Below are 26,681 nucleotides of genomic sequence, written 5' to 3'. Positions count from 1 at the left end.
ATCAGTAGGCTCCGTCGCCTACCAGGACGACCTTGATGGTCTTGGCGACGATCATCAGATCGCCGGCCATCGACCAGTTATCGACATAGGACAGATCCAACCGGACCGAATCTTCCCAGGAAAGGTCTGAACGGCCGCTGACTTGCCACAATCCGGTGACGCCCGGCTTCACCAGCAACCGGCGCCGCGCTTCGACGTCATAGGTGTCCACCTCGCGCCGCAGCGGCGGCCGTGGGCCGACGACGCTCATGTCCTGCTTGAGCACGTTGATGAATTGCGGCAACTCATCGATGCTGAGCTTGCGCAGCACCTTGCCGACACGTGTGATGCGGGGATCCTCGCGCATCTTGAACAACACGCCCCCGGCGCTGTCGTTGCGCGCCAGCAGATCCTCGACCTGTTGGTCGGCACCGTCGACCATGGTGCGGAATTTGAGCATCGTGAATGGCTTGCCATCGAGGCCGATGCGCTCGGCTCGGTAGAAGACCGGCCCCTTGCTCGTCAGCCTGATGGCGACGGCGCACACGAGCATGACCGGAAATGTGACGACGATGGCGGCCAGCGCGAAACAGAAGTCGAAGGCTCGCTTCTGAAAGCGGTTGGTCTCTTCATATTGGGGTTTTTCCACGTGCAGCAGCGGAAAGCCCGCGTAAGGCCGCAGCGCCAATCGTGCATTGGCGACGTCCATGACCCCCGGCGACACCACCAGGTCGATATCCATGGTTTCCAACTGCCACATCAGTTCTCGGATGCGCTGTTCCCCGAATTGCTCCGTGCGGGCCACCGCCACGGTGTCCGCTCCACAAGCGGAGATCCCGGCCGCCGCATGAGTGTCGTCGCCGAGAATGGGGATCTCCTGGCCGCTGACCTCGAGCGTCTCGCCGTGCGGCAGTCCGTATCCCGGAATGCAGACGCCGACCATGGCGTAGCCGTCTTTCGGGTTACGCAGCAGTTCCCGGGCGAGGTGCTCGACACCGGATCGGTCCCCGATCGCCAGCACTCTGGTCTGGTAAGCACCCTGCGCGCGCTTGCGGCCGACATACCGGCGCCACATGTTGCGGCTGACCAGCAATCCCAGCGTGCCGACCGGAAGCGCGACGGCGAGGTACCCGCGGGCGAGTTCGATCTTGGCCAGCAGCGTGATGATCGCGATGATCCCGAACGTCTGGAACGACGCGTGGGCCACGCGACGGTATTCGTCGAGGCCACCACCGATGACGCGCGTCGAGCGGGTTTGAAAGATTTCGAGCGACGAGAGCCAGAGCAGCGCGAAGACAACCGAGAACAGCGTCATCACAGCGCCGTCGTAACCGGAGGCCGATGGCGAACCCCCGAACCGGATCAACTGCGCCAGCATCACCGAGCCGGTGACGATCAACGCGTCGGTGACCCGCACGCGGATCGCATACTTCTTTTGCCACCGACGGAGGTTGCGGCCACCGGTGGTTGGCAAGGTAAGCGCGGCTTCAGACACGCTGCCGGTCGGCTGGTACTGAAAAATGGCTACGCCGACCCGGTTTCGTGGTGATGTCGAAGGTCGTCCATAGCGAACCGCGTTCCGGATGGCGAGCCGTATTCGCTGAGGTGAACGGGCCAGCGCACGGGGCGCGCCATGATAGCGGGGGGATCGCACGTCGACCGTTCGGCCAACAGCCGGTCGACATCCACCTTGACGACGACGTCTTTTCCGGCGGGCGCCAATTTCGGCCAGCTGGCGTCCGCTTCGGAGATCACCGTGACCGGCAGCGGCCATTTGATTCCGAACTCCGGTTCGCTGAACCGAAAGCCCTCTGCGCCGGAGGGCGCCTGGGCGCCGCTGATCTGGATGCTTACTTCGGTCTTGTCCCGCAGGGTCTGGAATCCGTGCGCGAAATGAGGCGGGACGAACAGCGCCCGGTGGTTGTCGGCGCTCAACTCCACAATGACGTGATCGCCGTAGCTGGGCGACTCAGGACGCAAGTCCACCACGACTTCGGCGATCGCACCGCGAGTGCAGCGAATGAGCCTCGCCTCGGTGGACGGTGGTGGCTGACGGTGTAGGCCGCGCACCGTGCCCCGGGTGTGGTTGAACAATATTTCCGTCTGCACCACATCGCCCATCAGCCCGATTTCGGCGAATTCCTGGGCGGAGAAGGACTGCGAGACGAACCCGCGATGATCGCTGGTGGGTTCGATGTCGACGATCGTGACCCCCGCGATGCGCGTAGGCGAATACTTCACTTATGTCTCCTTTCGGGACAGCCGCTCCTCGGGCCGAATAGTCGTCCGCTGCGCATGCGTGGCCACCGCAGACTCGCGCGGTTATCCGTACCCGGCGGACGGTGGCTGTGCCATGACGGTGGGGACCAAGCCGTAGCGCGGCCCGGGGGTGGGGCCTGCGCCGCTGCCCGGAGCCCGCAATGGCACTCCGCCCAACATGCTTGGCATCGAAGATGCACCGGCCGCGGCGCCGGGCAGGGCTGTCACGGCGCCGCCGACCGGTGCCGGCGGAATCACGCTCGTCCAACCCTGCGGAATCGAAAGCGGCCCCAAGGAGGCTGCCGAGCCCATGGTGCCGAGCACGCCCGCGTTACCCAGCCCGGCCGCGCCGGCAGTGGCCGCTTCGGCGGCGCCGACGCCTGCCGCGGCGGCGTCGGCGCCGATGGGGACAGTGGCCATCCCCATGGCTTGGCTGCTCTGGGCGATGCCAAAGAGGCTGGACAGCGCATACAGCGGAGTAGGCACGGCCATGATCCAGATGGCCGCGACGTTGCTGAGCGTGGAAACGGTTGTCGGGTCGAGCCCCAAGCCGGCCAATCCCGAGGCCGTGTCCCCGAGCAGACTCGTGGACGCGAAGCTGACCGGCGTCGACATCGCGTCCAGGGTCGAGGGCACCGTCTGCACCAGGCTCTGCATCGCCGCCTGATCGCCTGCCGAGAGGCCAGTAGCCTTGGCGACCGCGACCTCTTGGGAGGTCAACCCGTTCGTATCCGTCACTTGTGGTGCGTCGGTGAAGGGTGTTACGTCGGTCGCGATCGCGGAGTTCGCGGCGTATTGGTACATCGCCGCGGCGTCCTGCGCCCACATCTCGCCGTACTGGGCTTCGTTAGCCGCGATCGCCGGCGAGTTCTGGCCGAAGTAGTTGGTGGCGGTCAGCGTTGCGAGTTGGGCGCGGTTAGCGAACACCACCGGAGGTGGGACGGTCATCGCGAACGCGGCCTCGTAAGCCTCCACGGCAAGTCTGGCTTGGCCCGCCGCCTCGGCGGCCCGCGCGGCTGCCCCCGTCGTCCATGCCACGTAAGGACCGAAGGCGGATGCCATGGACAGCGACGACGGCCCCATCCACCGTCCGGTGGTCAGGCCGGCAATCACCGTCCGGTACGAGCTCGCGACGAAATGCAGCTCCGCGGCGAGGTTGTCCCAGGCCGTCGCGGCGGCAGACAACGACAACGGGCCGGGCCCGGCATACATCCTGGTGGAGTTGATCTCCGGCGGCAGCGCGCCAAAATCGACCACGTTCAATCCCCCGAGTCAGTCCGCCGCAACGGGCTGGGCGGCGCCTGACCTGGAACGATACCGTCGGAGTAAGCTGTTGCGGCCGACATTCCGTCGATCGTCGCCGTGTCGGGAATTCCGGGCGTGCCGGCCAACGCGGCCAGGCGACCTGACTGCATCGTGTCCAGCAACATATGATTTCCCCTAAGCCGACTACCAAACTGATACCTCTATTGTAGCGTATAAAGCATACCTTTAGTCCAAAATAATGGTGTGATCTTGACTGTGGGTATCTAAAGTTGCAGATCGCCGACCCGAAGCTGCGGCTGCCGGGACTGCTAACCTCAGTAGTGCCCAACTGCCGCTTGAGACACTCGGTGAGTATTCGCTCTCGACGGCTGTAGCAGCGAGGTGCTTGACGGCATCGACATTGGGGAGGCGGAAGACCGTGATGCGGACGCTGGCCTCGTCAACAAGCGATCGGGTGGCATCGCAAACGTGAGTTCCCCGATCCGATGACTTCCCAGTCCCACGATGGCCGCGCGGATGCGACGCGGCGGCAGATTTTGAGAGCCGCCTCTCACCAGTTCGCGCGCCGCGCCTACCACGACGTCGGGCTCGACGACATCCTCGCCGAGGCTGAACTGACCAAGGGCGCCATGTACTTCCACTTCAAGTCGAAGCACGCCTTGGCCGTCGCGATCATCGAAATGCAGACCGCCGCGGGTGCCAGCGCTGTACAAGAAGTATTGAAGCGGGGGCTGTCGGGCCTCGAGACCCTTATCGACTTCTCGTACCTGATCGCCGTTGGAGACATCAAGACCGATGCCGTGCGTGCGGGTCTCAACCTCGTCGAGTCGGTGGGCCGGACGCGGGGTCTGCAGGCGAAGTTATTGGACGACTGGGTCAAATCCTTGGCCGCCGTCGTCCAGCAAGCAATCGCCGAAGGCGACGTCGATCAGCGGTGTGATCCAGAGGATGTGGGGCGCCTGTTGGTGTCCCTGCACATGGGACTGCGACAAACCAGCTCGCTGGATGAACCCGAACGGTTCCTGCTCGACCTGGAAAAGTGTTGGACCTTTATCCTGACGGGCGTTCTGCAGCCGGACCGTTTCGAATACTTCGGTCAATTCCTCAGGCGGCGTGCGATGCTCGCAATCAACTCCAGTTCTGCTGACGAAGAGTCGCCGGAGTAGCGACGGCGCGTGGGTTAGCGGGGGTTAGTCGATAGGGCTGTTGCGGCTGTTAATCTGCTTGCGAGGCAATGTGAGACGAGGTCAACAGAATCTGCGCACCGATGAGGGTCCGGAGGCATAGCGGCAATGGCGCGCGAGGTTCGGTCTGAAGCGACTCGGCGAAAGATTCTCGCAGCCGCAATCGAAGTGTTCGGCGAGGTCGGGTATGCGGCCGCCGGGTGGAGCGCGATCATCGAGCGCACGGGAATGACCAAGGGCGCCCTCTACCATCATTTTGATTCCAAAGAAGCGTTGGCGTCAGCCATCATTGAGGAAGGCTCCGCCAAGCTGCTCAGCGCTTTCCGCGATGTGTGCGGGTCGTCATCACCGGGTCTCGAGAACTTACTGCACGGCACCTTCACGATCGTCAAAGTGCTGAGCACCGACGAAATCGCCAGTGCCGCTGAAGATTTGATCCGCACCCTGGGTGGCTTCAACACCGCTGCCGGGTCTTTCTGTACGGACATGATCGAGCTGATGGCTACCGAGGCGCGGCGGGCAATCGCTGAAGGAGATCTGCGCAAAGACGCCGACGCAACAGTAATCGGTGAGTCGATCATCGGCGCTGTCTTGGGAATGCGATTGCTGTCCAACGCGGTATTCGGGCACGACAGCGAGAAGAGCGCTGGGGACGGCGTCGAGCGCCTGGCTAAGATTTGGGAGCTGCTCCTGCCGGGGATCGTCTCGGAACCGTCGCAGCCTTACTTCCGGCAATTTCTTGCTCGCGAAAAAATGCGTCATGCCCGGGCCGAAACGACCGCGGTGCAAGACGAAACCAGCTAGCTCAGCGCTACGCTACGGCTCGACTTAGTGCTCGTCGTCCCACAGCTGCTCGGTCAGGTCCTGGAAGGTCGCCAGGGCGAATCGATCGTCGGCGCGCATTCCCACCGACTTGCTCATTAGCGCGCGCACGACCGAGCCGTCCTTATGTGCCAATTCGACGACCTCGTTCGCCAGGGCATGGACGACCGACAGCAGCGAGGATTCCGAGTCAGGAGCCCGGTGGAAAACCTCGCCGAAGCGCAGCGCCAGCACCTCTTCGGATTCGTAGCCCACCATTTCGGCGAATGCGGTGTTGGTGAACAAGATCGCGCCGTCGTCGCCGACCGCCAGCACCGGGACCGGAATCCGCTCCAGCACCACCAGGGCAGGCAGCTGCTTCAAGGTGGTCATCGGCGATTGATTGTGCTGGTGCCGATTCTGTCGTCGCTCCACAGAGCGATTATGGTCTATGCCAGAGGTCATGTTGCACATATTTCTTGTCGCGTGCCCTGACGGCGGTTGCTGCCATTCGTTATTCGTTCTCGTTTTCGGAAGCCGGCTGGTACCGGGGAAACACACCGGCAGGCGCCGGCAGCACCGAGCCCGGGGTTAGCCGCGCAGCGACCGCGGCAAACGTTCGCTGGTCGTGGGCCTGCCCGAGCAGGTCCAGCAGCTTTCCGGCCGACTCCGGCATCACCGGCGCAACCAGCAGAGCCGCGATGCGGACCGCCTCGCAGGTCGTGTAGAGCACGGTCCGAAAGCGCACCTGGTCCGCCGCGGATTCGCTCTTGCGCAACACCCACGGCTGCTCGGCCGAAAAGTATCGGTTCGCCTCGCCCAGCATCAGCCAGATCGCCTCGAGCGCCAAATGCATGGCCTGCTCGTCGAAATGCGCGCGCACCCGCTCCAGCAACGCGTCGGCCGTCGCGAGCAGGCTGGAGTCGGCGGCGGTGAACTCGCCGGGTTCGGGCATCACCCCGTCGAGGTTCTTGGCGATCATCGACAACGACCGCTGCGCCAGGTTCCCCAACTCGTTGGCCAGATCGGTGTTGATCCGGTTGATGATGGCCTCTTCGCTGTAGCTGCCGTCCTGGCCGAACGGCACCTCGCGCAGCAGGAAGTAGCGCAACTGGTCCACGCCGAACGCCTCGGCCAACGCCACCGGGTCGATGGTGTTGCCCACCGACTTGCTCATCTTCTCGCCGCGGTTGTGCAAGAACCCGTGCGCGTAAACCCTTCTCGGCAGCTCGATGCCGGCCGACATCAAAAACGCCGGCCAGTAGACCGCGTGGAACCGGATGATGTCCTTGCCGATCATGTGCAGATCGGCGGGCCAGTAGCGGCGGAACAACTCCGAATCGGTGTCGGGGAATCCGGCGCCGGTCAGGTAGTTGGTCAGCGCGTCGACCCAGACGTACATGACGTGGTCGGGCTGCTCGGGAACCTGCACGCCCCAGTCGAAGGTGGTTCGCGAGATCGAGAAATCGGTCAGCCCGCCCGAGACGAAGCTGACGACCTCGTTGCGCCGCACCTCGGGTCCGATGAAGTCGGGGTGGGCCTCGTAGTGGGCCAGCAGCTTGTCGGCGTACGCCGAGAGCCGGAAGAAGAACGTCTGCTCCTTCTCGCTCCAGGTCACCGGCGCGCCGGTCTCGGTCGCGATGCGGGTGCCGTCGACCACCTCGGTCTCGGAGTCGCTGAAGTAGCGCTCGTCGCGCACCGAGTACCACCCGGAATAGGTAGCCAGATAGATGTCTCCGGCCGCCTGCATGCGCCGCCAGATCTCTTTGGACGCCTCGTGATGGTCGGCGTCGGTGGTGCGAATGAAGCGGTCGAACGAAATGTTCAGCGCTTCCTGCATGCGTTGGAACACATCGGAATTGCGCCGAGCCAGCTCGGCGGTTGGAATCCCCGCGGCGGCCGCGGTCTCGGCGACTTTCTGGCCGTGCTCGTCGGTCCCGGTCAGGAAGCGCACGTCGAACCCGTCGAGCCGCTTGAAGCGGGCGATCGCGTCGGTCGCGATGTATTCGTAGGCATGACCCACGTGCGGCGCGCCGTTCGGATACGCGATCGCAGTAGTGACGTAATAGGGCCTCATCGAGATTAACCCTATTGTGTGCGCGTGAGCTCCAGCCGACCTGGTAAACGAGAAGCGCCGCCCGCGCCGGAGCCGCTGGCGCCCCTGATCGATGCGCACACCCACCTCGACGCATGCGGCGCCCGCGACGCCGACGGCGTGGTGGCCATCGTCGACCGTGCCGCCGCGGTGGGCGTGGGCGCCGTCGTGACGATCGCCGACGATCTGGATTCGGCACGCTGGGCGGCCCGGGCGGCCTACTGGGACCCGCGCGTGTACGCCGCGGTGGCGTTACACCCGACGCGCGCCGACGCCCTCGATGACGCGGTGCGCGCCGAGATCGAGCGGCTGGTGGCCGATCCCCGGGTGGTGGCCGTGGGGGAGACCGGGATCGATCTCTACTGGCCCGGTCGGCTGGACGGCTGCGCCGCGCCCGATGTGCAGCGGGACGCCTTCGCGTGGCATATCGACCTGGCCAAGCGGTGCGGCAAGCCGCTGATGATTCACAACCGGGACGCCGACGCCGCGGTGCTCGACGTGCTGGACGCCGAGGGCGCGCCCGACACCGTGATCTTCCACTGCTTTTCGTCCGACAGCACCATGGCCCGTCGCTGCGCCGACGCCGGGTGGTTTGTCAGCCTGTCCGGGACGGTGAGCTTCCGTAATGCGCGCGCGCTGCGCGAGGCCGTGCCGCTGGTACCGGCCGAACAGCTGCTGGTGGAGACCGATGCGCCGTTTTTGACACCACATCCTTACCGCGGTGCACCCAACGAGCCGTATTGCCTTCCCTATACTGTTCGTGCGATCGCGGAGCTGGTCGATCGCCCGGCGGAGGAACTAGCCCGAATCACCACGAGCAATACCGCGCGGGTCTACGGACTCGGCGAATCGGGCGGGTGATTTGCACAACACGTTCGTGCCGGAGTTGCTCCAGCTTGACCGGTTCGTTACCGTCTTGTGATCGAATCATTGGTTTATTGCACTGTTGTCGAATGTTGCTGGGTAGGTCGTTAAGTGGTTGCTGAGGTCGGGGTAGAGGCACGTTGACTGTACTGAGAAGGCTTCATCAGACCCCATCGCCGCTGTTGCGGCTCGTCGTAGCGGGGCTGCTTCTAGTACTCGCATTCGCCGGCGGTTTCGCGGTCTCGGTATCCAAGACGGTGACGTTGACCGTCGACGGCATCGCGATGCGGGTGACGACGATGAAGTCGAAAGTGATCGACATCGTCGAAGAGAACGGCTATGTCGTCGACCAGCGTGACGACCTGTACCCCGCCGCCGACGTGCAGATTCACAACGCGGACAAGATCACCCTGCGCCGCAGCCGGCCACTGCAGATCTCGTTGGACGGCAGCGAAACCAAGCAGGTGTGGACGACGGCCTCCACCGTCGACGAGGCGCTGGCCCAGCTGGCGATGACCGACACCGCCCCGGCAGCCGCCTCGCGCGCCAGCCGGGTTCCGCTGGCCGGCATGGCCCTGCCGGTGGTCAGTGCGAAGAGCGTCCAGATCAACGACGGCGGCAACGTCCGCATGGTGCACCTGCCGGCGCCCAACGTCGCGGGATTGCTGAGTGCCGCGGGCGCGCCGCTGCAAGACAGCGACCAGGTGGTGCCCGCCGCGACGGCGCCGATCGTCGATGGCATGCAGATCCAGGTGACGCGTAACCGCATCGAGAAGGTCACCGAGCGGGTCCCGTTGGCGCCCAACGCACGCAAGGTCGAAGACCCCGACATGAACATGAGCCGCCAGGTTGTCGAGGACCCGGGTAGCCCGGGCACCCAAGACGTGACCTACGCGGTGGCCACGGTCAACGGCGTCGAGACCGGCCGGCTGCCGATCGCCAACATCGTGATCGCGCCGGCCCGCGACTCGGTGGTGCGGGTGGGCACCAAGCCCGGCACCGAGCTGCCGCCGGTGACCGATGGGTCCATCTGGGATGCCATCGCCGGCTGCGAGGCCGGCGGAAACTGGGCGATCAACACCGGCAACGGCTATTACGGCGGCGTGCAGTTCGATCAAAGCACCTGGGAGCGCAACGGCGGGTTGCGGTTTGCCCCACGGGCTGACCTCGCCAGCCGCGAGGAGCAGATCACGGTCGCCGAGGTGACCAGGGAGCGCCAGGGCTGGGGCGCCTGGCCGGTGTGCAGCGGAAGAGCTGGTGCGCGCTGACGATCCAGCTGCTCGGACGAACGGATATCAGGCGGCTGGCCAAAGAACTTGAGTTTCGGCCACGAAAATCGTTGGGCCAGAACTTTGTCCACGATGCGAACACGGTCCGGCGAATAGTTTCGACCTCCGGAATCGGCCGCGCCGACCACGTCCTGGAGGTCGGCCCGGGTCTCGGCTCGCTCACACTGGCGCTGCTCGACCGCGGCGCCACCGTCACCGCCATCGAAATCGACCCGGTACTCGCCGAGCGGTTGCCGCAGACCGTCGGCCAGCACTCACACAGCGAGATCCAGCGGCTGACGGTGCTCAACCGCGACGTGTTGAACCTGCGGCGCGACGAGCTGGCCCCAAGGCCGACAGGCCCAACAGCCTTAGTCGCGAATCTGCCCTACAACGTCGCGGTCCCGGCGTTGCTGCATCTGCTTGCCGAATTTCCGTCCCTGCAGACCGTCACCGTGATGGTGCAAGCCGAGGTCGCCGAGCGCCTGGCCGCCGAGCCGGGCGGCAAGGAGTACGGCGTGCCCAGCGTCAAGGCGCGCTTCTTCGGGCGGGTTCGCCGGTGCGGCATGGTGTCGCCGACCGTGTTTTGGCCGGTGCCCCGCGTCTACTCCGGGCTGGTCCGCATCGACCGGTACGACAGCGCGCCGTGGCCCACCGACGACGCCTTCCGGCGCCAGGTATTCGAGCTGGTCGACATCGCCTTCGCGCAACGCCGCAAGACGTCTCGCAACGCGTTCTCGGAGTGGGCGGGCTCGGGCAATGAATCGGCAAATCGCTTGCTGGCGGCCAGCATTGATCCCGCTCGCCGCGGCGAGACTCTGTCCATCGACGACTTCGTCCGGCTGCTGCGCCGGTCCGGCGACCCCGCGCAACCGCAGGCTTCCGGCAGCTGACTGCGCCTTTTGTCGGGCTTGTCGGGCTGGTAAGGCGCCGTTGCGTGTGGTTCGCGTGCCACAGCGATAGTCTGCTGCCGTGGCGGTGGTTGGCTGGGAGACTGCGCATGTCTGACGGCAGCACCGCCGCGCAGTGGGTGCCAACCGGGTCCGTCACCGTCCGCGTGCCCGGAAAGGTCAACCTGTACCTCGCCGTCGGCGATCGGCGCGATGACGGGTATCACGAGCTGACGACCGTGTTTCACGCCGTGTCGCTGCTCGACGAGCTGACCGTGCGCAATGCCGACGTCTTGTCGCTCGAGCTGGTCGGCGAGGGTGCCGACCAGCTGCCCACCGACGAACGCAACCTGGCCTGGCAGGCGGCCGAGCTGATGGCCGAGCACGTCGGCCGCGCGCCCGACGTCTCGATCATGATCGACAAATCCATCCCGGTGGCCGGCGGTATGGCGGGCGGCAGCGCCGACGCCGCGGCGGTGTTGGTCGCGATGAACTCGCTGTGGGAGCTCAATGTGCCGCGCCGCGATCTGCGCATGCTGGCCGCTCAGCTGGGCAGCGACGTGCCGTTCGCCCTGCACGGCGGCACCGCGCTGGGCACCGGGCGGGGTGAGGAGCTGGCCACGGTGCTGTCCCGCAACACCTTCCACTGGGTGCTGGCCTTCGCCCACGGCGAGCTGCTCACGCGAAAGGTGTTCGGCGAGCTCGACCGGCTCCGGGAAACCGCGGACACGCCGCGGCTCGCCGAGCCCGGGCCAGTGCTGGCCGCGTTGGCCGCCGGCGATCCCGAGCAGCTGGCGCCGCTGCTGGGCAATGAATTGCAGGCGGCCGCGGTCAGCCTGAATCCCGCGCTGCGGCGTACGCTGCGCGCCGGTGCGGAGGCGGGGGCGCTGGCCGGCGTCGTGTCCGGCTCGGGCCCGACGTGCGCGTTTCTGTGCACGTCAGCGGCCTCGGCGGTGGACGTCGGCACGCACCTGTCCGGTGCCGGTGTGTGCCGCACGGTGCGCGTCGCCAGCGGTCCGGTGCCGGGCGCGCGCGTGGTCCCGACGCCGATGACCGACGACTGAACAAGCTGTGAAATCCGACTCAAATTGCCGAAATGGTGGGTTGTTACTTAAGAGGAGTTTAAGATAACTCGCGATGATGACCACCGATCAGCTCGAGGATTCGGTCTGGCCGTCCGCCGGGAGTCTCGGTGGACGGCCGATTGCTCGATGCTGGCCGGGCTTGGCGGGTCGGGGTCGTCGTGCTGATCGAGCAACCGGACACGGGGTTGCTGACCAATCACTATTTCGAGATCTAACCGCTTCCCAACTGTGCTCGCGCGCCTTCTGCAAAGTATTGCCCGGCGAGCGGAACATGAAAATTCGGGCCTTGGGGATAGCGCCGGAACCGAGGAGGTTTGCGTGAGCAGGTTTACCGAGAAGATGTTCCACAACGCGCGCGTCTCGACGAAGGGCATGGTCACCGGTGAACCCCACGAGCCTGTTCGCCACACCTGGGGCGAGGTCCACGAGCGCGCGCGTCGTATCGCGGGCGGCCTGGCCGCCGCGGGCATCGGACTCGGTGACGCCGTCGGCGTGCTCGCCGGCTACCCGGTAGAGATCGCCCCCACCGCGCAGGGCTTGTGGATGCGCGGCGCCAGCCTGACCATGCTCCACCAGCCCACCCCGCGCACGGATCTGGCCGTGTGGGCCGAGGACACGATGAACGTCATCGGCATGATCGAGGCGCAGGTCGTCATCGTCTCAGAGCCCTTCCTCGTCGCGATTCCGGTGCTGGAGGAGAAGGGCATCAGGGTCCTCACCGTCACCGACCTGCTGGCGTCGGAGCCGATCGACCCCGTCGAGGTGGGCGAGGACGACCTGGCGCTGATGCAGCTGACGTCGGGTTCGACCGGCTCGCCGAAGGCCGTCCAGATCACCCACCGCAACATCTACTCCAATGCCGAGGCGATGTTCATCGGCGCGCAGTACGACATCGACAAAGACGTGATGGTCAGCTGGCTGCCCTGTTTCCACGACATGGGCATGGTCGGCTTCCTCACCATTCCGATGTACTTCGGCGCGGAGCTGGTCAAGGTCACGCCGATGGACTTCCTGCGCGACGCGCTGCTGTGGGCCAAGCTGATCGACAAGTACCGGGGCACCATGACCGCGGCGCCCAACTTCGCCTACGCGCTGTTGGCCAAGCGGCTGCGCCGCCAGGCCAAAGCCGGCGACTTCGACCTGTCGACCCTGCGCTTCGCGCTGTCCGGCGCCGAGCCCGTCGAGCCGGCCGACGTCGAGGACCTGCTGGACGCGGGTAAGCCGTTCGGCCTTCGGGCCGACGCGATCCTGCCCGCCTACGGGATGGCCGAGACCACCCTGGCGGTGTCGTTCTCACCGTGCGGCGCCGGCCTGGTGGTCGACGAGGTGGACGCCGACCTGCTGGCCGCCCTGCGCCGGGCCGTACCCGCGTCCAAGGGCAACACCCGCCGGCTGGCCACCCTCGGTCCGCTGCTGAAGGACCTCGAGGCGCGCATCATCGACGAGCAGGGCAACGTGATGGCCCCGCGCGGCGTCGGCGTGATCGAGCTGCGCGGCGAGTCGCTGACCCCGGGCTACCTGACCATGGGCGGCTTCATCTCCGCGCAGGACGAGCACGGCTGGTACGACACCGGTGACCTCGGCTACATCACCGAAGAAGGCCACATCGTGGTCTGCGGCCGCGTCAAGGACGTCATCATCATGGCCGGCCGCAACATCTACCCGACCGACATCGAGCGGGCCGCCTGCCGCGTCGACGGCGTCCGCCCGGGCTGTGCCGTGGCGGTCCGCCTGGACGCCGGCCACTCGCGCGAGACGTTCGCCGTCGCGGTCGAGTCCAACGCGTTCCAGGATCCGGCCGAAGTGCGCCGGATGGAACACGAGGTCGCCCGCGAGGTGCTCAAAGAGGTCGACATGCGGCCCCGCAACGTCGTGGTGCTCGGTCCGGGCACCATCCCGAAGACGCCGTCGGGCAAGCTGCGCCGATCCACCTCCGTCACTCTGGTCACTGGGTAGCGGTTTCCGTCGACGCGGTCGAGTGTGCGCTGACGGCCCCGGACTTTTCGAGACACGCCGAGCAGTGTCACCCTCGGACGCGCACTGAACGTGAATTACCAGGCGTGCACGCGGTTCTGCGCGGGCTCCAACCCCAGTTCGATCAGCAGCTCGGTGGCGTCGGCGGCCTGCTCGCAGATCGTCGGGACTTCGGGCCGCTCGCCGGCGGTGAAATTCTCCAGCACGAACGCCGCCGGGTCCTTGCGTCCGGGCGGACGACCGATCCCGATGCGCACCCGCTGAAAGTCCTTGGTGCCCAGTGCCGAGGCCACCGAACGCAGCCCGTTGTGGCCGCCTTCGCCGCCGCCGAGCTTGAGCCGGATGCGACCGAAGTCGAGGTCAAGTTCGTCGTGGACGACGATGATGTCGGCCGGCGCCACGGAGTAGAACTTGGCCAGCGGGCCGACCTGGCGGCCGGACTCGTTCATGTAGCAGCGCGGCTTGGCCAGCAGCACCGAGTGCCCGGCGAGCCGGCCGCTGACCACTTCGGCGCCGGAGCGCTTGTGCACCTTGAATTTTGAGCCCAGTCGCGCGGCGAGTAGGTCGGCAACCATGAACCCGAGGTTGTGCCGGGTGCGGGCGTAGTTGTCTCCGGGATTGCCCAGGCCGACCACCAAAAGAGGATCGGCCACGTCGACGGCCGCCTACTCGGACTCTTCGTCGGAGGCCTCGGCCTCGCCCGCCTCTTCCTCGGTGGCCCCGGCGGCCTCGCCGGTCTCGCCCGCGCCCTCTTCCTCGAGGTCGGCGGCGGTCGGCGCGTTCACGACGTTGACCACCAGCATGTCCGGGTCGGAGACCAGGGTGACGCCCGACGGCAGCGCGATCTGGCCGGCGGTGAACTGGGTGCCGGGCGGGGCGTCTTCGACCGACACCGTCAGCTGCTCGGGAATCGACAGGGCCTCGGCCTCGATCTCGATGGTGTTGGTCTCCTGGGTGACCAGGGTGTCGGGTCCGGCCTCGCCCTCGATCACGACGGTGACCTCGACGGTCACCTTCTCGCCGCGACGCACGACCAGCAGGTCGGCGTGCTGAATGCTGCGGCGAATCGGGTGGATATCGAGCACCTTGGTCAGCGCGAACTGCTCCTTACCGGCGATGTCCAGGGTCAGCACCGCGTTGGTGCCGGAGTGGCGCAGCACGGCCGCGAACTCGCGCCCGGGCAACTCGAGGTGCTGCGGGTCGGCGCCGTGGCCGTACAGGACGGCGGGAATCTTGCCGTCGCGGCGCGCCCGCCGGGAGGCGCCCTTGCCGGTCTCGGCTCGCACCGTGGCGGTGATTTGGTTGACTGCCGACTTTTTAGCCATCGTGTCGCTCCTGTGTGCTCGGTACCGAAGTTTTTCAGGCACGGCTAGGGTCGCGACAAATGTCGGTCTCCGTCGATAACGGTGCTGGCTCGAAGCCTGTCACCCTCGCCGTGACGCCCGGCCAGGGTAGCGCATCGGCACCTCAGAGCGGAAATTTGGTGCTGGTGAGCTGTTCGGAGACCTCCCAGAGCGCGGTCGCGATGGTCGGATCCTGGGCATGGCGGCTACGGCTGACGGGCTGGGTTCGGCCGATCCAGCCGAACTTGGGGCCGATGAACGTGTCGCCGGGCAGGTCCTGCGACGCCGCGTACAGCGTTTGCTGCGCGCCGAACTCGGGGCTGGTGGCAACCACCCGGGTCACTGCCGACATCATCGCGTCGCCCAGCCTGCGGCCCGTGGCGCCCTGCAAGTTCGTGTGCGAGTAACCGGGATGGGCCGCCAGGGAGCGCAGCGGTGAACCCGCCAGCTTGAGCCGGCGCTGCAGCTCACTGGTGAACAGCAGGTTGGCCAGCTTCGACTGGCTGTAGGCCAGCCAGGGCGAATAGCGCCGGTTCTTCCAGTTGATGTCGTCGAAGTCGATCCGGCCGGGCCAGTGCGCCATCGACGTCAGCGTCACCACCCGGTCGGTCAGCTTGGGGAGCAGCAGATTGGTCAGCGCGAAATGACCGAAGTGGTTGGTGCCCATCTGGCTCTCGAAGCCGTCGGCGGTCAGGGCGAACGGGGCGGCCATGATGCCGGCGTTGTTGATCAGCACGTCGGCCTTGTCGACGCCCTCGGCGAACAGGTGAATCGACGCCAGCGCCTGCAGATCGAGTTGCCGCACCTCGACCTGGCCACGCATGTCACGAGCGGCCTTCTCACCCTTGCGCGGGTCGCGGACGGCCATGACGACCGTCGCGCCGACCCGGGCCAGCTCGCGTGCGGTGATCGCCCCCAGCCCACTGTTGGCACCGGTGACAATCACGGTGCGTCCGGCGAATGACGGCAGATCGGCGGCGGTCAAGTCAGTCATGAGTGACAACCCTAGTGAACCGCTCCGGCTTGGCTAGTGCCCGATCACTTAGCGGCGACCACGAATCCGTGGATGATCGTGTCGATGTCGCTCGACTGCGCGGCAGCCTGGTCGGCCAGGCCGGTGATCGTGAGCTGAACGAAGTAGCGCTGCTTGGCCGGCGGCGACCCGGTCGGCAGCACGATGCGGTTCCAACTGTGCAGCCGGGTACCGTTGTCGCCGTTATAGCTGCCCTGGATCATCGCCGAGGGAAAGCCGTTGTAGGGCTCCATCGAGGAGTCCAATTGCTTGAAGTTCTCGAACAATTGGGCATCGTCGTTGCCGTGCTTGATGACCTGCTCCGGGTCGAAGTTTCCGTTGAGGGCGAACACCACCAGACGCGCGGTCGGATACTTCTTGCCCTTGGCCAAGATCACCGTCTCGGGCGTGATATGCGGATCCGTGAACGGCGACCAGCCCGGTGGTGTCGGTATCGACACCACCAGATCGGTCAGGGCACTCGGCGCCACCTGCTTGCCCGTCACGCCGATGCTGTTCAGATACTGCGACAACGGAACCGGTTTCTCGACCGTGGTGGTAGCCGTCGCCGTCGTACTCGTCGTCCAAACCGTCGAGTAGTCAGGAGCTTTCGGCCCACAAGCGACCGCGGCGATCGTCAGCGCGGTAATGATGGCAGCGGCCGCGTGCCGTCTCACAGAATCTCGTGGACCGCGTCGATCGGACGGGCCAGCCGGGTGCCCTTGGCCGTCACGACGAACGGGCGCTCGATCAGGATGGGATGTTCGGCCATCGCGTCGAGCAACTGATCGTCGGTCGCGTCGACGAGGCTTAGTTCGGCATACAGCGATTCACGCTTACGCACCGCGGCGCGTACGTCGATACCCGCGTCGCGGATCATCTTCTCCAGTTCGGCGCGGGACGGCGGAGTCTTCAGGTACTGAACAATTTCTGGCTCTAAACCGTTGTCCCGCAACAAGTCCAGCGTCTTGCGCGAGGTGCTGCACTTGGGATTGTGGTAGATGACAGCCTCCGCAGCCATCTAGGCGTCTCCGTCGAATAGTCCTGTGACAGAACCATTTTCGAAGACGGCACGAATCGTGCTGGCCAGCAACGGCGCGATCGACAATACCGTTAGCTGAGGAAAGCGCTTCTCCTCGCCGATCGGCAGCGTATTCGTGACGATGACCTCGCGGGCACCGCAGGAGGCCAGCCGCTCGGCGGCCGGCTCCGACAGCACACCGTGGGTGGCCGCCACGATCACGTCGCTGGCACCGTCGGAGCGCAGCAGGTTCACCGCGCCGGCGATCGTGCCGCCGGTGTCGATCATGTCGTCGATCAGTACGCAGGTGCGCCCCTCGACCTCACCGACGACGCGGTTGGAAACCACCTGGTTGGGCACCCGCGGGTCGCGGGTCTTGTGGATGAAGGCCAGCGGGACGCCACCCAGCGAATCGGCCCACTTCTCGGCGATGCGCACCCGGCCGGAGTCCGGGGAGACCACGACCATATTGCCGTCGGGGTAGTTGTCCTTGATGTAGGTGGTGAGCAGGGTCTGGCCGCGCATGTGGTCGACGGGCCCGTCGAAGAAGCCCTGGATCTGGTCGGTGTGCAGGTCGACGGTCACGATCCGGTCGGCCCCCGCGGTCTTGAGCAGGTCAGCGACCAGCCGGGCCGAGATTGGCTCGCGGCCGCGATGCTTCTTGTCCTGGCGGGCGTAGGGATAGAACGGCATGACGGCGGTGATCCGCTTGGCACTGCCGCGCTTGAGCGCGTCGATCATGATCAGCTGTTCCATCAGCCAGTTGTTCACCGGCGCCGGGTTCGACTGCAGCACGAAGGCGTCGCACCCGCGCACCGACTCGTGGAAGCGCACGAAGATCTCGCCGTTGGCGAACTCTCGCGCCGTCTGCGCGGTGACGTGGACGTCGAGTTCCTTGGCGACCTGCTCGGCCAGCTCGGGGTGCGCCCGGCCGGAGAACAGCATCAGATTTTTGCGGTTATCGGTCCAGTCGTGGCTCACCGTGCTGCCCTCGCCGTTCGGGATCGAAATTGGAAATGCCCATCGTACGTAGCGAATGGTACGGAAGGACGGCCGGGTTGCCAGGCACCAAATTCATGGTGTCTATTCGGATTCGGACGGCCCAGCAGCCGTCGTAGCTTGCTGAGCGGCTTTGTCCGCTGCCTGGGCGGCGGCACTGCCTGGGCGTTTGCGTTGCACCCAGTTCTCGATGTTGCGTTGCGGACCGGCGGAAACCGCCAACGCCCCCGGCGGCACGTCGTCACGCAACACGGTGCCCGCCCCGGTGTAGGCGCCGTCGCCGACGGTCACCGGTGCGACGAACATGGTGTCCGAGCCGGTGCGGACGTGTGAGCCGACCGTGGTGCGCCGTTTGGTCTCACCGTCGTAGTTGACGAACACGCTGGAGGCGCCGATGTTGCTGTGCTCGCCGATGTCGGCGTCGCCGACGTAGGTCAAGTGCGGCACCTTGGTGCCGGTCCCGATGTTGGAGTTCTTGACCTCGACGAAGGCGCCGAGCTTGCCCTCGGCGCCCAGCACCGTGCCGGGCCGCAGGTAGGTGTACGGGCCGACCGTTGCGCCGCCGCCGATCACCGCCGAGTCGCCATGCGTGCGGATCACCGAGGTGCCGTCGCCGACGGTGACGTCGGTGAGCGTGGTGTCGGGGCCGACCACGCAGCCGCCCCCGATCTGGGTGCGGCCCAGCAGCTGGGTTGCCGGGTGGATGACGGTGTCGCGGCCGATCGTCACGTCGACGTCGATCCAGGTGGTGGCCGGATCGATCACCGTCACGCCGGCCATCTGATGGGCGGCGACGATGCGACGGTTCAGCTCGGCGCCCAGCGCCGCGAGCTGGACGCGGTTGTTCACCCCGGCCACCAGCGCGCTGTCGTCGACGTGGCGGGCGTGCACGGGCCGGCCGTCGCCGCGCAGGATCGCGATGACGTCGGTCAGGTACAGCTCCTGCTGGGCGTTATCGGAGCTCAGCCGGCCGAGCGCCGAGCGCAGCGCCGCGGCGTCGAAGGCGTAAACACCGGCGTTGACCTCGCCGATCTTGCGTTGCGAGTCGGATGCGTCGGCCTCCTCGACGATCGCCATCACTTGGCCTGGCTGGGGGTCGTCCTGGGTGCGCAGGATCCGGCCATAGCCGAACGGATCACGCAGCGTGGTGGTCAGCACCGTCGCGGCCGCCGACGCCGCGTTGTGGGACGCGATCAGATCGGCCAGGGTGTCGGCGTCCAGCAGCGGGGTATCGCCCGAGGTGATCACGACGACGCCGGCGTAGTCCGGCGGCAGCGCGGACAGGCCGCAGAGCGCGGCGTGGCCGGTGCCGCGGGGGCGGTCCTGCAGGGCGACGTCGATCGGACGGCCGAGGGTCTCGGCGAGATCGGCCACGATGGGGGCGATGCGCTGATGCTCGTGGCCCAGCACCACGACCAGCCGCTGCGGTGCCACCTTGGCGATCGCGTGCAGTGAGTGCGACAACATGCTGCGGCCGGCGATGGCGTGCAGCACCTTGGGGGTATCCGAGCGCATCCGGGTGCCGGGCCCGGCCGCTAACACGACGACCGCGGTGTCACCGTGAAACGACATCGACTCTCCTCGTGCTGTGTCCCACGCCGGGCGGAACGCGCAAGCGCCGCCATGCCGTCAAGACTGTCATTCACCTGCACTGGTGGCAAAAAATCTCATCCCGTGCCCCTGGCAAGACCAGCAACCGAAGCTCCGTCGCCAGGACTCGAACCTGAACTATCTGAACCAAAATCAGAGGTGCTGCCGATTACACCACGACGGACTGCAGATCACGGGCGACGGCGGCTAACCGCCAACCGCGCCATCAAGACTTTAGTCTGACGACGACGCGGACCGCTTGCGGTCGACTGAGGAGTCGGACAATTCAGGCCCGACGGCCCGGCAGCCATTGACGGCTCGAAGTCGAACCCGGGCAATTTCACCAGGCCAAACCGATACCCTGAGTGACGTGGCAGCCCCGGACAAAGAAGTGCGCGCGCCACGCGCCCGGATGACCGGCAGCGAGCGCCGACACCAGTTGATCGGCATCGCGCGTTCGCTGTTCGCCGAGCGCGGCTACGACGGCACCTCCATCGAGGAGATCGCGCAGCGCGCCAACGTGTCCAAGCCGGTGGTCTACGAGCACTTCGGCGGCAAGGAGGGCCTGTACGCCGTCGTCGTCGACCGGGAGATGTCGGCGCTGCTGGACGGGATCACCTCGTCGCTGACCAACAACCGGTCCCGGGTCCGGGTCGAGCGGGTTGCGCTCGCGCTGCTCACCTACGTCGAGGAACGCACCGACGGCTTCCGCATCCTGATCCGCGACTCGCCCGCGGCGATCAGTACCGGCACCTACTCCAGCCTGCTCAATGACGCCGTCGGCCAGGTCAGCTCGATCCTGGCCGGCGACTTCGCCCGCCGCGGCCTGGACCCCGATCTGGCGCCGCTGTACGCCCAGGCATTGGTGGGCTCGGTGTCGATGACCGCGCAGTGGTGGCTCGACACCCGGGAGCCCAAGAAAGAAGTCGTGGCCGCGCACCTGGTCAACCTGATGTGGAACGGCCTGACTCATCTGGAATCCGACCCCCGGCTGCAAGACGAGTAGGCCTCGGGCCTGCGATCAGCCGGCCCCGCGGGGACTATTCGACGGCAGCCGGCCGAACTGCGGGCCGGAGCAGGCGTGGCAGCAACATGCCGGTGCGGGCCTTGTAACTCGCGAATCCGGGAAGCCGCGACATGGAGCGGTCTTTCTTGATCATGTTGCGGATGAAGAACCCGAAGATCCACGCGGAGTTGACGAGGAACGGGATCCAGTGCCACGAGATGATCGCAAAACCCATATACGTCAAGATTTCGCCGAGATAGTTCGGATTGCGGGTACGGGCGAATAGGCCGGTATCGATCAGACCGGAGCGCACCTGCAGGGTGTAGTACTTCTGTGCGTCGGAGACGTAGTGCAGAAAGATGCCGAAGGTGAAAACCGAAACGCCGAGGCCGGCTGCCCAGGCCGGCACATTCGGGTGGAGCCAGGCCAGCAGGATCGGCGCGGCGTAGTAGCCGGCCAGCGGCAGAAACACGAACACGATGCCGATCCAGATCGGCACTTTCTCGGCAAAACGACGATCCGGGTAGGTGCGGCCCTTGATCAGCCACAGAATCGAATAGCTGCCGTGCATCCCCAGATACAGCCACATCGCGGTCGAGAAGTTACTGAAGCTCAGCATTACCGCCACCGTGACCGGGATGACCAGCGCCTTATGCACGTTGATGAACAAGCCGGTGGGCTGCATGAGTGCCATGCCCCGAAGCTAGGGCGACGAATGCGTTGGTGGCAGGGCCGGAAGGCCTTTCGGCCGGGGGTCATCGGTCAGCAGCTGCGATGGCGCATCGAATCGGCCCGGCCGTGCGTAGCTTCCGCGCCGGGCCGATTCAGCCGCAGTCGCGTGAGAGCAGGTCGGCGACCGTCTCGCGGCGAACCAGTTGCCGGGCGCGACCGTCCTTGACGGCGACCAGCGGTGGCCGGCACACCATGTTGTAGTTCGACGCCATGCTGTGGTGGTAGGCGCCGGTGCACGCCACGGCCAGCAGGTCGCCGGGATGCAGGTCCACCGGCAACTCAATATCGCGGGCGATCTCGTCGCCGGCCTCGCAGTGCCGGCCGGCGACCGTGACCCGCTGCTTGGGTCCCACCGAATGGCGGTTGGCCAGCGTGACGGTGTACTGGGCGCCGTACAACAACACCCGCGGGTTGTCGCTCATGCCGCCGTCGACCGCGACGAAGGTGCGCCCGCCCGGTTGCGTTTTGACCGAGCACACGCGATACACCGTCACGCCGGCCCGGCCGCTGATCGCGCGACCGGGTTCCACCACGAGGGTCGGCCGCGGGAAATGCTCGGCGGCGCAGGCCTCATCGAGCGCGTCTTCGAGGACGACGGCCAGGTCGTCGATGTCGAGTTCGCGATCGCCGGGAACGTAGGGGATCGCATGGCCGCCGCCGATGTTCAGTTCGGTGAGGATCACGCCGTGCCGGGCGCGGATGTCGGCCATGGCGGCGATCATTCGGCGGATGGCCTCGCCATACGGGGCGGCGTCGGTGACCTGCGAGCCGAGATGGCAGTGCAGCCCGACCAGGTCAAGGATCGGATGCGCCAGCACGCGCTGGGCCGCGACGTCGGCGCGGTCGCCGTGCAGCGTGAGCCCGAACTTCTGATCGCTGATGCCGGTGGTGATCGCGCGATGGCCAGGGACGTCTTGCCAGGTGGGGGTGTCCGGGGTCACCCGGATCAGCACCGGCTGGCTCTTGCGGGCGCAGCCGGCCAAGTACGCGATCTCGATGCAGGAATCCAGCACGATGCGCCCCACCCCGGCGTGCACCGCCTCGCGCAGCTCCTCGGGTGATTTCGCGTTGCCGTGCATGACGATCCGCGCGGGCCGCACGCCGCCGGCCAGGGCGACGGCCAGCTCACCCGACGAGCAGACGTCGACGCCCAGTCCCTCCTCGCTCGCCCAGCGCGCCACCGCCGTCGTCAGCAGAGACTTTCCGGCGTAGACGATCTCGACACCGCGCAGCGTCTTGCGGTAGCGCCGGGCGCGGTAACGGAAGTCGGCTTCGTCGATCACGTAGGTGGGGGTGTGGAACTCGTCAGCGATATCCGACAGCGGGACGTCACCGATGCAGAGCCGGCCTTGCTCGTCGGAATGCGTAGTGACAGGCCAGATCGCGGGATTCAGCCGGCGGGGCGCCGCCCGACCGATGGACGGCAGCATGTCAAGCAATGTCATGACTTCAAAAGTGCGACCGGTCAGCGCCACATGGCGAAATCCTTACGATCCCTTGACGGCCCGGGACGCAATATTGACGTTGTTCTGTGCATTTTTCGCCGCACCTAGAATGGGTGCATCATGACCGCACCGGGGCCTGCTCGCCCAGAAACCCCGATCGCGGGGCTCGTTGAATTAGCGCTGACGGCGCCCACTTTCCAGCAGCTGGCCGCGCGTGCGGCCGCCGCGCCGGACGAACTGAACCTGGTCGGCCCGGCCAGCGCGCGCCTGTTCGTCGCCAGCGCCCTGGCGCGACGCGGGCCGCTGCTCGTGGTCACCGCCACCGGGCGCGAAGCCGCCGATCTGAGCGCCGAACTGCGCGGCGTGTTCGGCGACGCGGTGGCGGTGTTCCCGTCCTGGGAAACGCTGCCGCACGAACGCCTTTCGCCGGGCGTCGACACCGTCGGCACCCGCTTGATGGTGCTGCGCCGGCTGGCGCGTCCCGACGACACCACGCTGGGTCCACCCCTGCGGGTGGTGGTGACGGCCGCGCGTTCGCTGTTGCAGCCGATGACGCCGCAGCTGGGTCTTGTGGAACCGCTCACACTGCGCGTCGGCGCGGAAGTCGAATTCGAGAGCGTGATCACCCGGCTGGTCGAACTGGCCTACACCCGGGTCGACATGGTCGGCCGGCGCGGTGAATTCGCCGTTCGCGGTGGCATTCTCGACGTCTTCGCGCCCACGGCCGAACACCCGGTGCGCGTCGAGTTCTGGGGCGACGAGGTCAGCGAGATGCGGATGTTTGCGGTCGCCGATCAGCGGTCCATCCCGGACGTCGAGGTCGACGTACTCGTCGCGGTCGCCTGCCGCGAATTGTTGCTGACCGACGACGTAAAGGCACGGGCAGCCGAGCTGCTGGCCCTGGCGGCCGCACGGCTGCCAGAAGGGGAAGCCGCGATCACCGGCAGTGTCTCCGACATGCTCGCCAAGCTGTCCGAAGGCATCCCGGTCGACGGAATGGAAGCACTGCTTCCCGTCCTTCGGCCCCCCGAAGATGGGCGCCCCGCGCTGCTGACCGATCAGCTGGCCGAGGGCACCCCGGTGTTGCTGTGCGACCCGGAGAAGGTGCGCAGCCGCGCCGCCGACCTGATCAAGACCGGCCGCGAATTCCTCGAGGCTGCCTGGTCGGTCGCGGCCATGGGCACCTCGGAAGGTCAAGCGCCGGTCGACGTCGAGGACCTGGGCGGGTCGGGCTTCGCCGAACTGGACGAGGTGCGGACTGCCGCGGCCCGGGCCGGCCACCCGTGGTGGACGCTGAGTCAGCTGTCCGACGAGGCAGCGGTCGAGCTGGATGTGCGGGCGGCGCCGTCGGCCCGCGGCCACCAGCACGACATCGAAAGCATCTTCGCGATGCTGCGCGCGCACGTGTCCACCGGCGGCCACGCCGTGATCGTCGCCCCCGGAACCGGTACTGCCCATCGGGTGGTGGAGCGGCTGGCCGAGTCCGATACCCCCGCCGCGATGCTGGACTCGGGTGCGGCGCCCAAGGCCGGTGTGGTCGGGGTGCTCAAGGGGCCGCTGCACGACGGCCTGATCATTCCGGGCGATCCCGCCAACCTCGTCGTCATCACCGAGACCGACCTGACCGGCAACCGGGCGACGTCGGCGGAAGGCAAGCGGCTGGCCGCCAAGCGGCGCAACACCGTCGACCCGCTGGCGCTGACAGCCGGCGACCTCGTGGTCCACGACCAGCACGGCATCGGGCGGTTCGTCGAGATGACCGAACGGACCGTCGGCGGGGCCCGCCGCGAATATCTGGTGCTGGAATACGCCTCCAGCAAAAACCGGGGTGGCGGTGCGAAAAACACCGACAAGCTGTATGTCCCGATGGACTCCCTGGACCAGTTGTCGCGGTATGTCGGCGGCCAGGCGCCGGCGCTGAGCAAGCTCGGCGGCAGCGACTGGACAAACACCAAGACCAAGGCCCGTCGCGCCGTCCGCGAGATCGCCGGCGAGCTGGTGGCGCTATATGCCAAGCGGCAGGCCAGCGCCGGCCACGCGTTCGCGCCGGACACGCCCTGGCAGGCCGAGATGGAGGACGCATTCGGTTTCACCGAGACCGTCGACCAGCTGACCGCGATCACCGAGGTCAAGTCCGACATGGAAAAGCCGATTCCGATGGACCGGGTGATCTGCGGCGACGTCGGCTACGGCAAGACCGAGATCGCGGTGCGGGCGGCGTTCAAGGCCGTGCAGGACGGCAAACAGGTCGCGGTGCTGGTGCCCACCACGCTGCTGGCCGACCAGCATCTGCAGACGTTCACCGACCGGATGACCGGCTTCCCGGTGACCGTCAAGGGGCTGTCCCGGTTCACCGATCCCACCGAGTCCCGTGCCGTGCTCGACGGTCTGGCCGACGGGTCGGTGGACATCGTGATCGGCACGCACCGGCTGCTGCAGACGGGGGTGCGCTGGAAGGATCTGGGCTTGGTCGTGGTGGACGAGGAGCAGCGGTTCGGCGTCGAGCACAAGGAACACATCAAGAGCCTGCGCACCCACGTCGACGTGCTGACCATGAGCGCCACGCCGATCCCGCGCACCCTGGAGATGAGCCTGGCCGGGATTCGAGAGATGTCGACGATCCTGACGCCGCCCGAGGAGCGCTACCCGGTGCTGACCTACGTCGGCCCGGACGATGCCAAACAGGTCGGGGCCGCGTTGCGGCGTGAGCTGCTGCGCGACGGCCAGGCCTTCTACGTGCACAACCGGGTCAGTTCGATCGACGCGGCGGCGGCCCGGGTCCGTGAGCTGGTGCCCGAGGCGCGGGTCGTGGTCGCGCACGGGCAGATGCCAGAAGAACGGCTGGAACGCACCGTAGAAGGGTTCTGGAATCGCGAATACGACATCCTGGTCTGCACCACGATCATCGAAACCGGACTGGACATCTCCAACGCGAACACACTGATCGTCGAGCGCGCCGACACCTTCGGGCTCTCGCAGCTGCACCAGCTGCGCGGCCGGGTGGGCCGCAGCCGGGAACGGGGCTACGCCTACTTCCTCTATCCGCCGGACGTGCCGCTGACCGAGACGGCCTACGACCGGCTGGCGACCATCGCGCAGAACAACGAGCTGGGCGCGGGCATGATGGTCGCGCTGAAGGACCTCGAAATCCGCGGCGCCGGCAATGTGTTGGGCGTCGAGCAGTCCGGGCACGTCGCCGGGGTCGGCTTCGACCTGTACGTGCGGTTGGTGGGTGAGGCCGTCGAGGCCTACAAGGCCGCCGCCGACGGTGACACGGTTACTACACCCGAGGAGCCCAAAGATGTGCGCATCGACCTGCCGGTGGACGCGCATCTGCCACCGGACTACATCGCCAGCGACCGGTTGCGGCTGGAGGGCTACCGGCGCCTGGCCGCCGCGCCCGACGACGCGGCCATCGACGCCGTCGTGGAGGAGCTGACCGACCGCTACGGGGCGCTCCCGGAACCGGCTCAGCGGCTGGTGGCCGTGGCGCGGTTGCGGCTGTTGTGCCGTGCCTGCGGCATCACCGAGGTGTCGGCCCCGTCTGCGGCGACACTGCGGCTGTCGCCGATTACGCTGCTAGATTCTGCCCAGGTGCGGCTCAAGCGGATGTATCCGGCCGCCAACTACCGCGCCACCACGTCCACGGTGTCTGTTCCGATCCCGCGAGCCGGCGGAGTGGGCGCGCCGCGGCTTCGCGATGTCGAGTTGGTGCAGATGGTGGCCAACTTGGTGACCGCCCTGCAAGGGAAACCGCAGCAGGAAATTGGTATAACGAGTTCGTCACCTGCGCCGATGACCAGGGAGGAGCGACAAGCGCGATGATCCGCGCCGGTGACGATGCAGAGCTTAGCGATGAGGAGGGACG

Annotated in this window: 23 protein-coding genes and 1 tRNA gene; 9 read left to right on the top strand and 15 right to left on the bottom strand. The window is 66.6% G+C overall.

The features are described 5' to 3' along the window. Position 1 precedes the first annotated feature (1 nt). From MJO58_RS21945 to MJO58_RS21935, 3 genes are all read right to left on the bottom strand, one after another. Positions 2-1,474, bottom strand: a complete 1,473-nt coding sequence (locus MJO58_RS21945; protein WP_175364302.1) for a sugar transferase — start codon at positions 1,472-1,474, stop codon at positions 2-4. Between the two features lie 29 nt (positions 1,475-1,503). After that, positions 1,504-2,220: a dTDP-4-dehydrorhamnose 3,5-epimerase family protein gene (locus tag MJO58_RS21940; RefSeq protein ID WP_239720932.1), complete on the bottom strand. Its 717-nt coding sequence runs from the start codon at positions 2,218-2,220 to the stop codon at positions 1,504-1,506. Between the two features lie 81 nt (positions 2,221-2,301). Beyond that, complete coding sequence (locus tag MJO58_RS21935) at positions 2,302-3,495, bottom strand: PPE family protein (protein WP_090605905.1); 1,194 nt, start codon at positions 3,493-3,495, stop codon at positions 2,302-2,304. Between the two features lie 494 nt (positions 3,496-3,989). Here MJO58_RS21935 and MJO58_RS21930 point away from each other — a divergent pair, with 494 nt between their 5' ends. Together MJO58_RS21930 and MJO58_RS21925 are read left to right on the top strand one after the other, a co-directional pair. Next, positions 3,990-4,670, top strand: coding sequence for a TetR/AcrR family transcriptional regulator (locus MJO58_RS21930; protein WP_090605902.1), 681 nt, complete (start codon positions 3,990-3,992; stop codon positions 4,668-4,670). 126 nt (positions 4,671-4,796) lie between these two features. Beyond that, positions 4,797-5,492: a TetR/AcrR family transcriptional regulator gene (locus MJO58_RS21925; protein ID WP_239720931.1), complete on the top strand. Its 696-nt coding sequence runs from the start codon at positions 4,797-4,799 to the stop codon at positions 5,490-5,492. 24 nt (positions 5,493-5,516) lie between these two features. On the opposite strand, the gene MJO58_RS21920 is transcribed toward MJO58_RS21925, so the two are convergent. Further along, positions 5,517-5,882 carry a PAS domain S-box protein gene (locus MJO58_RS21920; RefSeq protein ID WP_090605896.1) on the bottom strand — a complete coding sequence of 122 codons (366 nt, stop codon included), beginning with the start codon at positions 5,880-5,882 and terminating at the stop codon, positions 5,517-5,519. 121 nt (positions 5,883-6,003) lie between these two features. Next, entirely contained in the window at positions 6,004-7,566 is a 1,563-nt protein-coding gene (gene metG, locus MJO58_RS21915) for a methionine--tRNA ligase (RefSeq protein WP_239720930.1), read from the bottom strand. Positions 7,567-7,584: 18 nt separating this feature from the next. Here metG and MJO58_RS21910 point away from each other — a divergent pair, with 18 nt between their 5' ends. From MJO58_RS21910 to MJO58_RS21890, 5 genes are all read left to right on the top strand, one after another. Continuing rightward, positions 7,585-8,445: a TatD family hydrolase gene (locus MJO58_RS21910; protein WP_239720928.1), complete on the top strand. Its 861-nt coding sequence runs from the start codon at positions 7,585-7,587 to the stop codon at positions 8,443-8,445. A 143-nt stretch (positions 8,446-8,588) separates the two neighbouring features. After that, positions 8,589-9,716, top strand: coding sequence for a resuscitation-promoting factor (locus MJO58_RS21905; RefSeq protein WP_217493146.1), 1,128 nt, complete (start codon positions 8,589-8,591; stop codon positions 9,714-9,716). Beyond that, entirely contained in the window at positions 9,680-10,609 is a 930-nt protein-coding gene (rsmA, locus tag MJO58_RS21900; protein WP_090605888.1) for a 16S rRNA (adenine(1518)-N(6)/adenine(1519)-N(6))-dimethyltransferase RsmA, read from the top strand. The genes MJO58_RS21905 and rsmA overlap by 37 nt, the downstream gene beginning before the upstream one ends. 107 nt (positions 10,610-10,716) lie before the next feature. Then, positions 10,717-11,670: a 4-(cytidine 5'-diphospho)-2-C-methyl-D-erythritol kinase gene (locus MJO58_RS21895; protein ID WP_420845374.1), complete on the top strand. Its 954-nt coding sequence runs from the start codon at positions 10,717-10,719 to the stop codon at positions 11,668-11,670. 339 nt (positions 11,671-12,009) lie between these two features. After that, on the top strand, positions 12,010-13,647 hold the full coding sequence (locus MJO58_RS21890; protein WP_090605886.1) for a fatty acyl-AMP ligase: 1,638 nt from the start codon (positions 12,010-12,012) through the stop codon (positions 13,645-13,647). A 95-nt stretch (positions 13,648-13,742) separates the two neighbouring features. Here the strand turns inward: MJO58_RS21890 and pth are convergent, their stop codons facing one another. From pth to MJO58_RS21850, 8 genes are all read right to left on the bottom strand, one after another. Next, positions 13,743-14,318: an aminoacyl-tRNA hydrolase gene (gene pth / locus MJO58_RS21885; RefSeq protein WP_090605883.1), complete on the bottom strand. Its 576-nt coding sequence runs from the start codon at positions 14,316-14,318 to the stop codon at positions 13,743-13,745. A 12-nt stretch (positions 14,319-14,330) separates the two neighbouring features. Next, a complete protein-coding gene (locus MJO58_RS21880) occupies positions 14,331-14,990 on the bottom strand; it encodes a 50S ribosomal protein L25/general stress protein Ctc (RefSeq protein ID WP_090605880.1) in 660 nt (219 codons plus the stop codon). A gap of 142 nt (positions 14,991-15,132) precedes the next feature. Beyond that, positions 15,133-16,002, bottom strand: a complete 870-nt coding sequence (locus MJO58_RS21875; RefSeq protein WP_239720927.1) for an oxidoreductase — start codon at positions 16,000-16,002, stop codon at positions 15,133-15,135. 44 nt (positions 16,003-16,046) lie between these two features. After that, positions 16,047-16,697 (bottom strand): LpqN/LpqT family lipoprotein, encoded by a 651-nt coding sequence (locus MJO58_RS21870; RefSeq protein ID WP_239720925.1) that lies wholly within the window; start codon positions 16,695-16,697, stop codon positions 16,047-16,049. After that, positions 16,694-17,041, bottom strand: coding sequence for an arsenate reductase (glutaredoxin) (gene arsC, locus MJO58_RS21865; RefSeq protein WP_239720924.1), 348 nt, complete (start codon positions 17,039-17,041; stop codon positions 16,694-16,696). Before arsC ends, MJO58_RS21870 begins: the two co-directional genes overlap by 4 nt. Further along, positions 17,042-18,022, bottom strand: coding sequence for a ribose-phosphate diphosphokinase (locus MJO58_RS21860; protein ID WP_090605872.1), 981 nt, complete (start codon positions 18,020-18,022; stop codon positions 17,042-17,044). It lies immediately after the preceding gene. A gap of 102 nt (positions 18,023-18,124) precedes the next feature. Then, complete coding sequence (glmU, locus tag MJO58_RS21855) at positions 18,125-19,612, bottom strand: bifunctional UDP-N-acetylglucosamine diphosphorylase/glucosamine-1-phosphate N-acetyltransferase GlmU (protein WP_239720923.1); 1,488 nt, start codon at positions 19,610-19,612, stop codon at positions 18,125-18,127. Positions 19,613-19,742: 130 nt separating this feature from the next. Further along, a tRNA-Gln gene (locus MJO58_RS21850) sits at positions 19,743-19,814 on the bottom strand. A gap of 228 nt (positions 19,815-20,042) precedes the next feature. Here MJO58_RS21850 and MJO58_RS21845 point away from each other — a divergent pair. Further along, positions 20,043-20,636, top strand: a complete 594-nt coding sequence (locus MJO58_RS21845; RefSeq protein WP_036472997.1) for a TetR/AcrR family transcriptional regulator — start codon at positions 20,043-20,045, stop codon at positions 20,634-20,636. Positions 20,637-20,670: 34 nt separating this feature from the next. On the opposite strand, the gene MJO58_RS21840 is transcribed toward MJO58_RS21845, so the two are convergent. Both MJO58_RS21840 and lysA read right to left on the bottom strand, forming a co-directional pair. Next, positions 20,671-21,330, bottom strand: coding sequence for a DUF1295 domain-containing protein (locus MJO58_RS21840; RefSeq protein WP_239720922.1), 660 nt, complete (start codon positions 21,328-21,330; stop codon positions 20,671-20,673). Positions 21,331-21,460: 130 nt separating this feature from the next. Then, on the bottom strand, positions 21,461-22,813 hold the full coding sequence (gene lysA, locus MJO58_RS21835; RefSeq protein ID WP_239720921.1) for a diaminopimelate decarboxylase: 1,353 nt from the start codon (positions 22,811-22,813) through the stop codon (positions 21,461-21,463). Positions 22,814-22,933: 120 nt separating this feature from the next. Here lysA and mfd point away from each other — a divergent pair, with 120 nt between their 5' ends. Continuing rightward, on the top strand, positions 22,934-26,638 hold the full coding sequence (gene mfd / locus MJO58_RS21830; protein ID WP_239720920.1) for a transcription-repair coupling factor: 3,705 nt from the start codon (positions 22,934-22,936) through the stop codon (positions 26,636-26,638). Positions 26,639-26,681 lie beyond the last annotated feature (43 nt).

The organism is Mycobacterium lentiflavum (assembly GCF_022374895.2).
In the GTDB taxonomy this organism is placed as follows: Bacteria; Actinomycetota; Actinomycetes; order Mycobacteriales; family Mycobacteriaceae; genus Mycobacterium; species Mycobacterium lentiflavum.
This window is presented reverse-complemented; position numbering and strand designations above follow the sequence as displayed.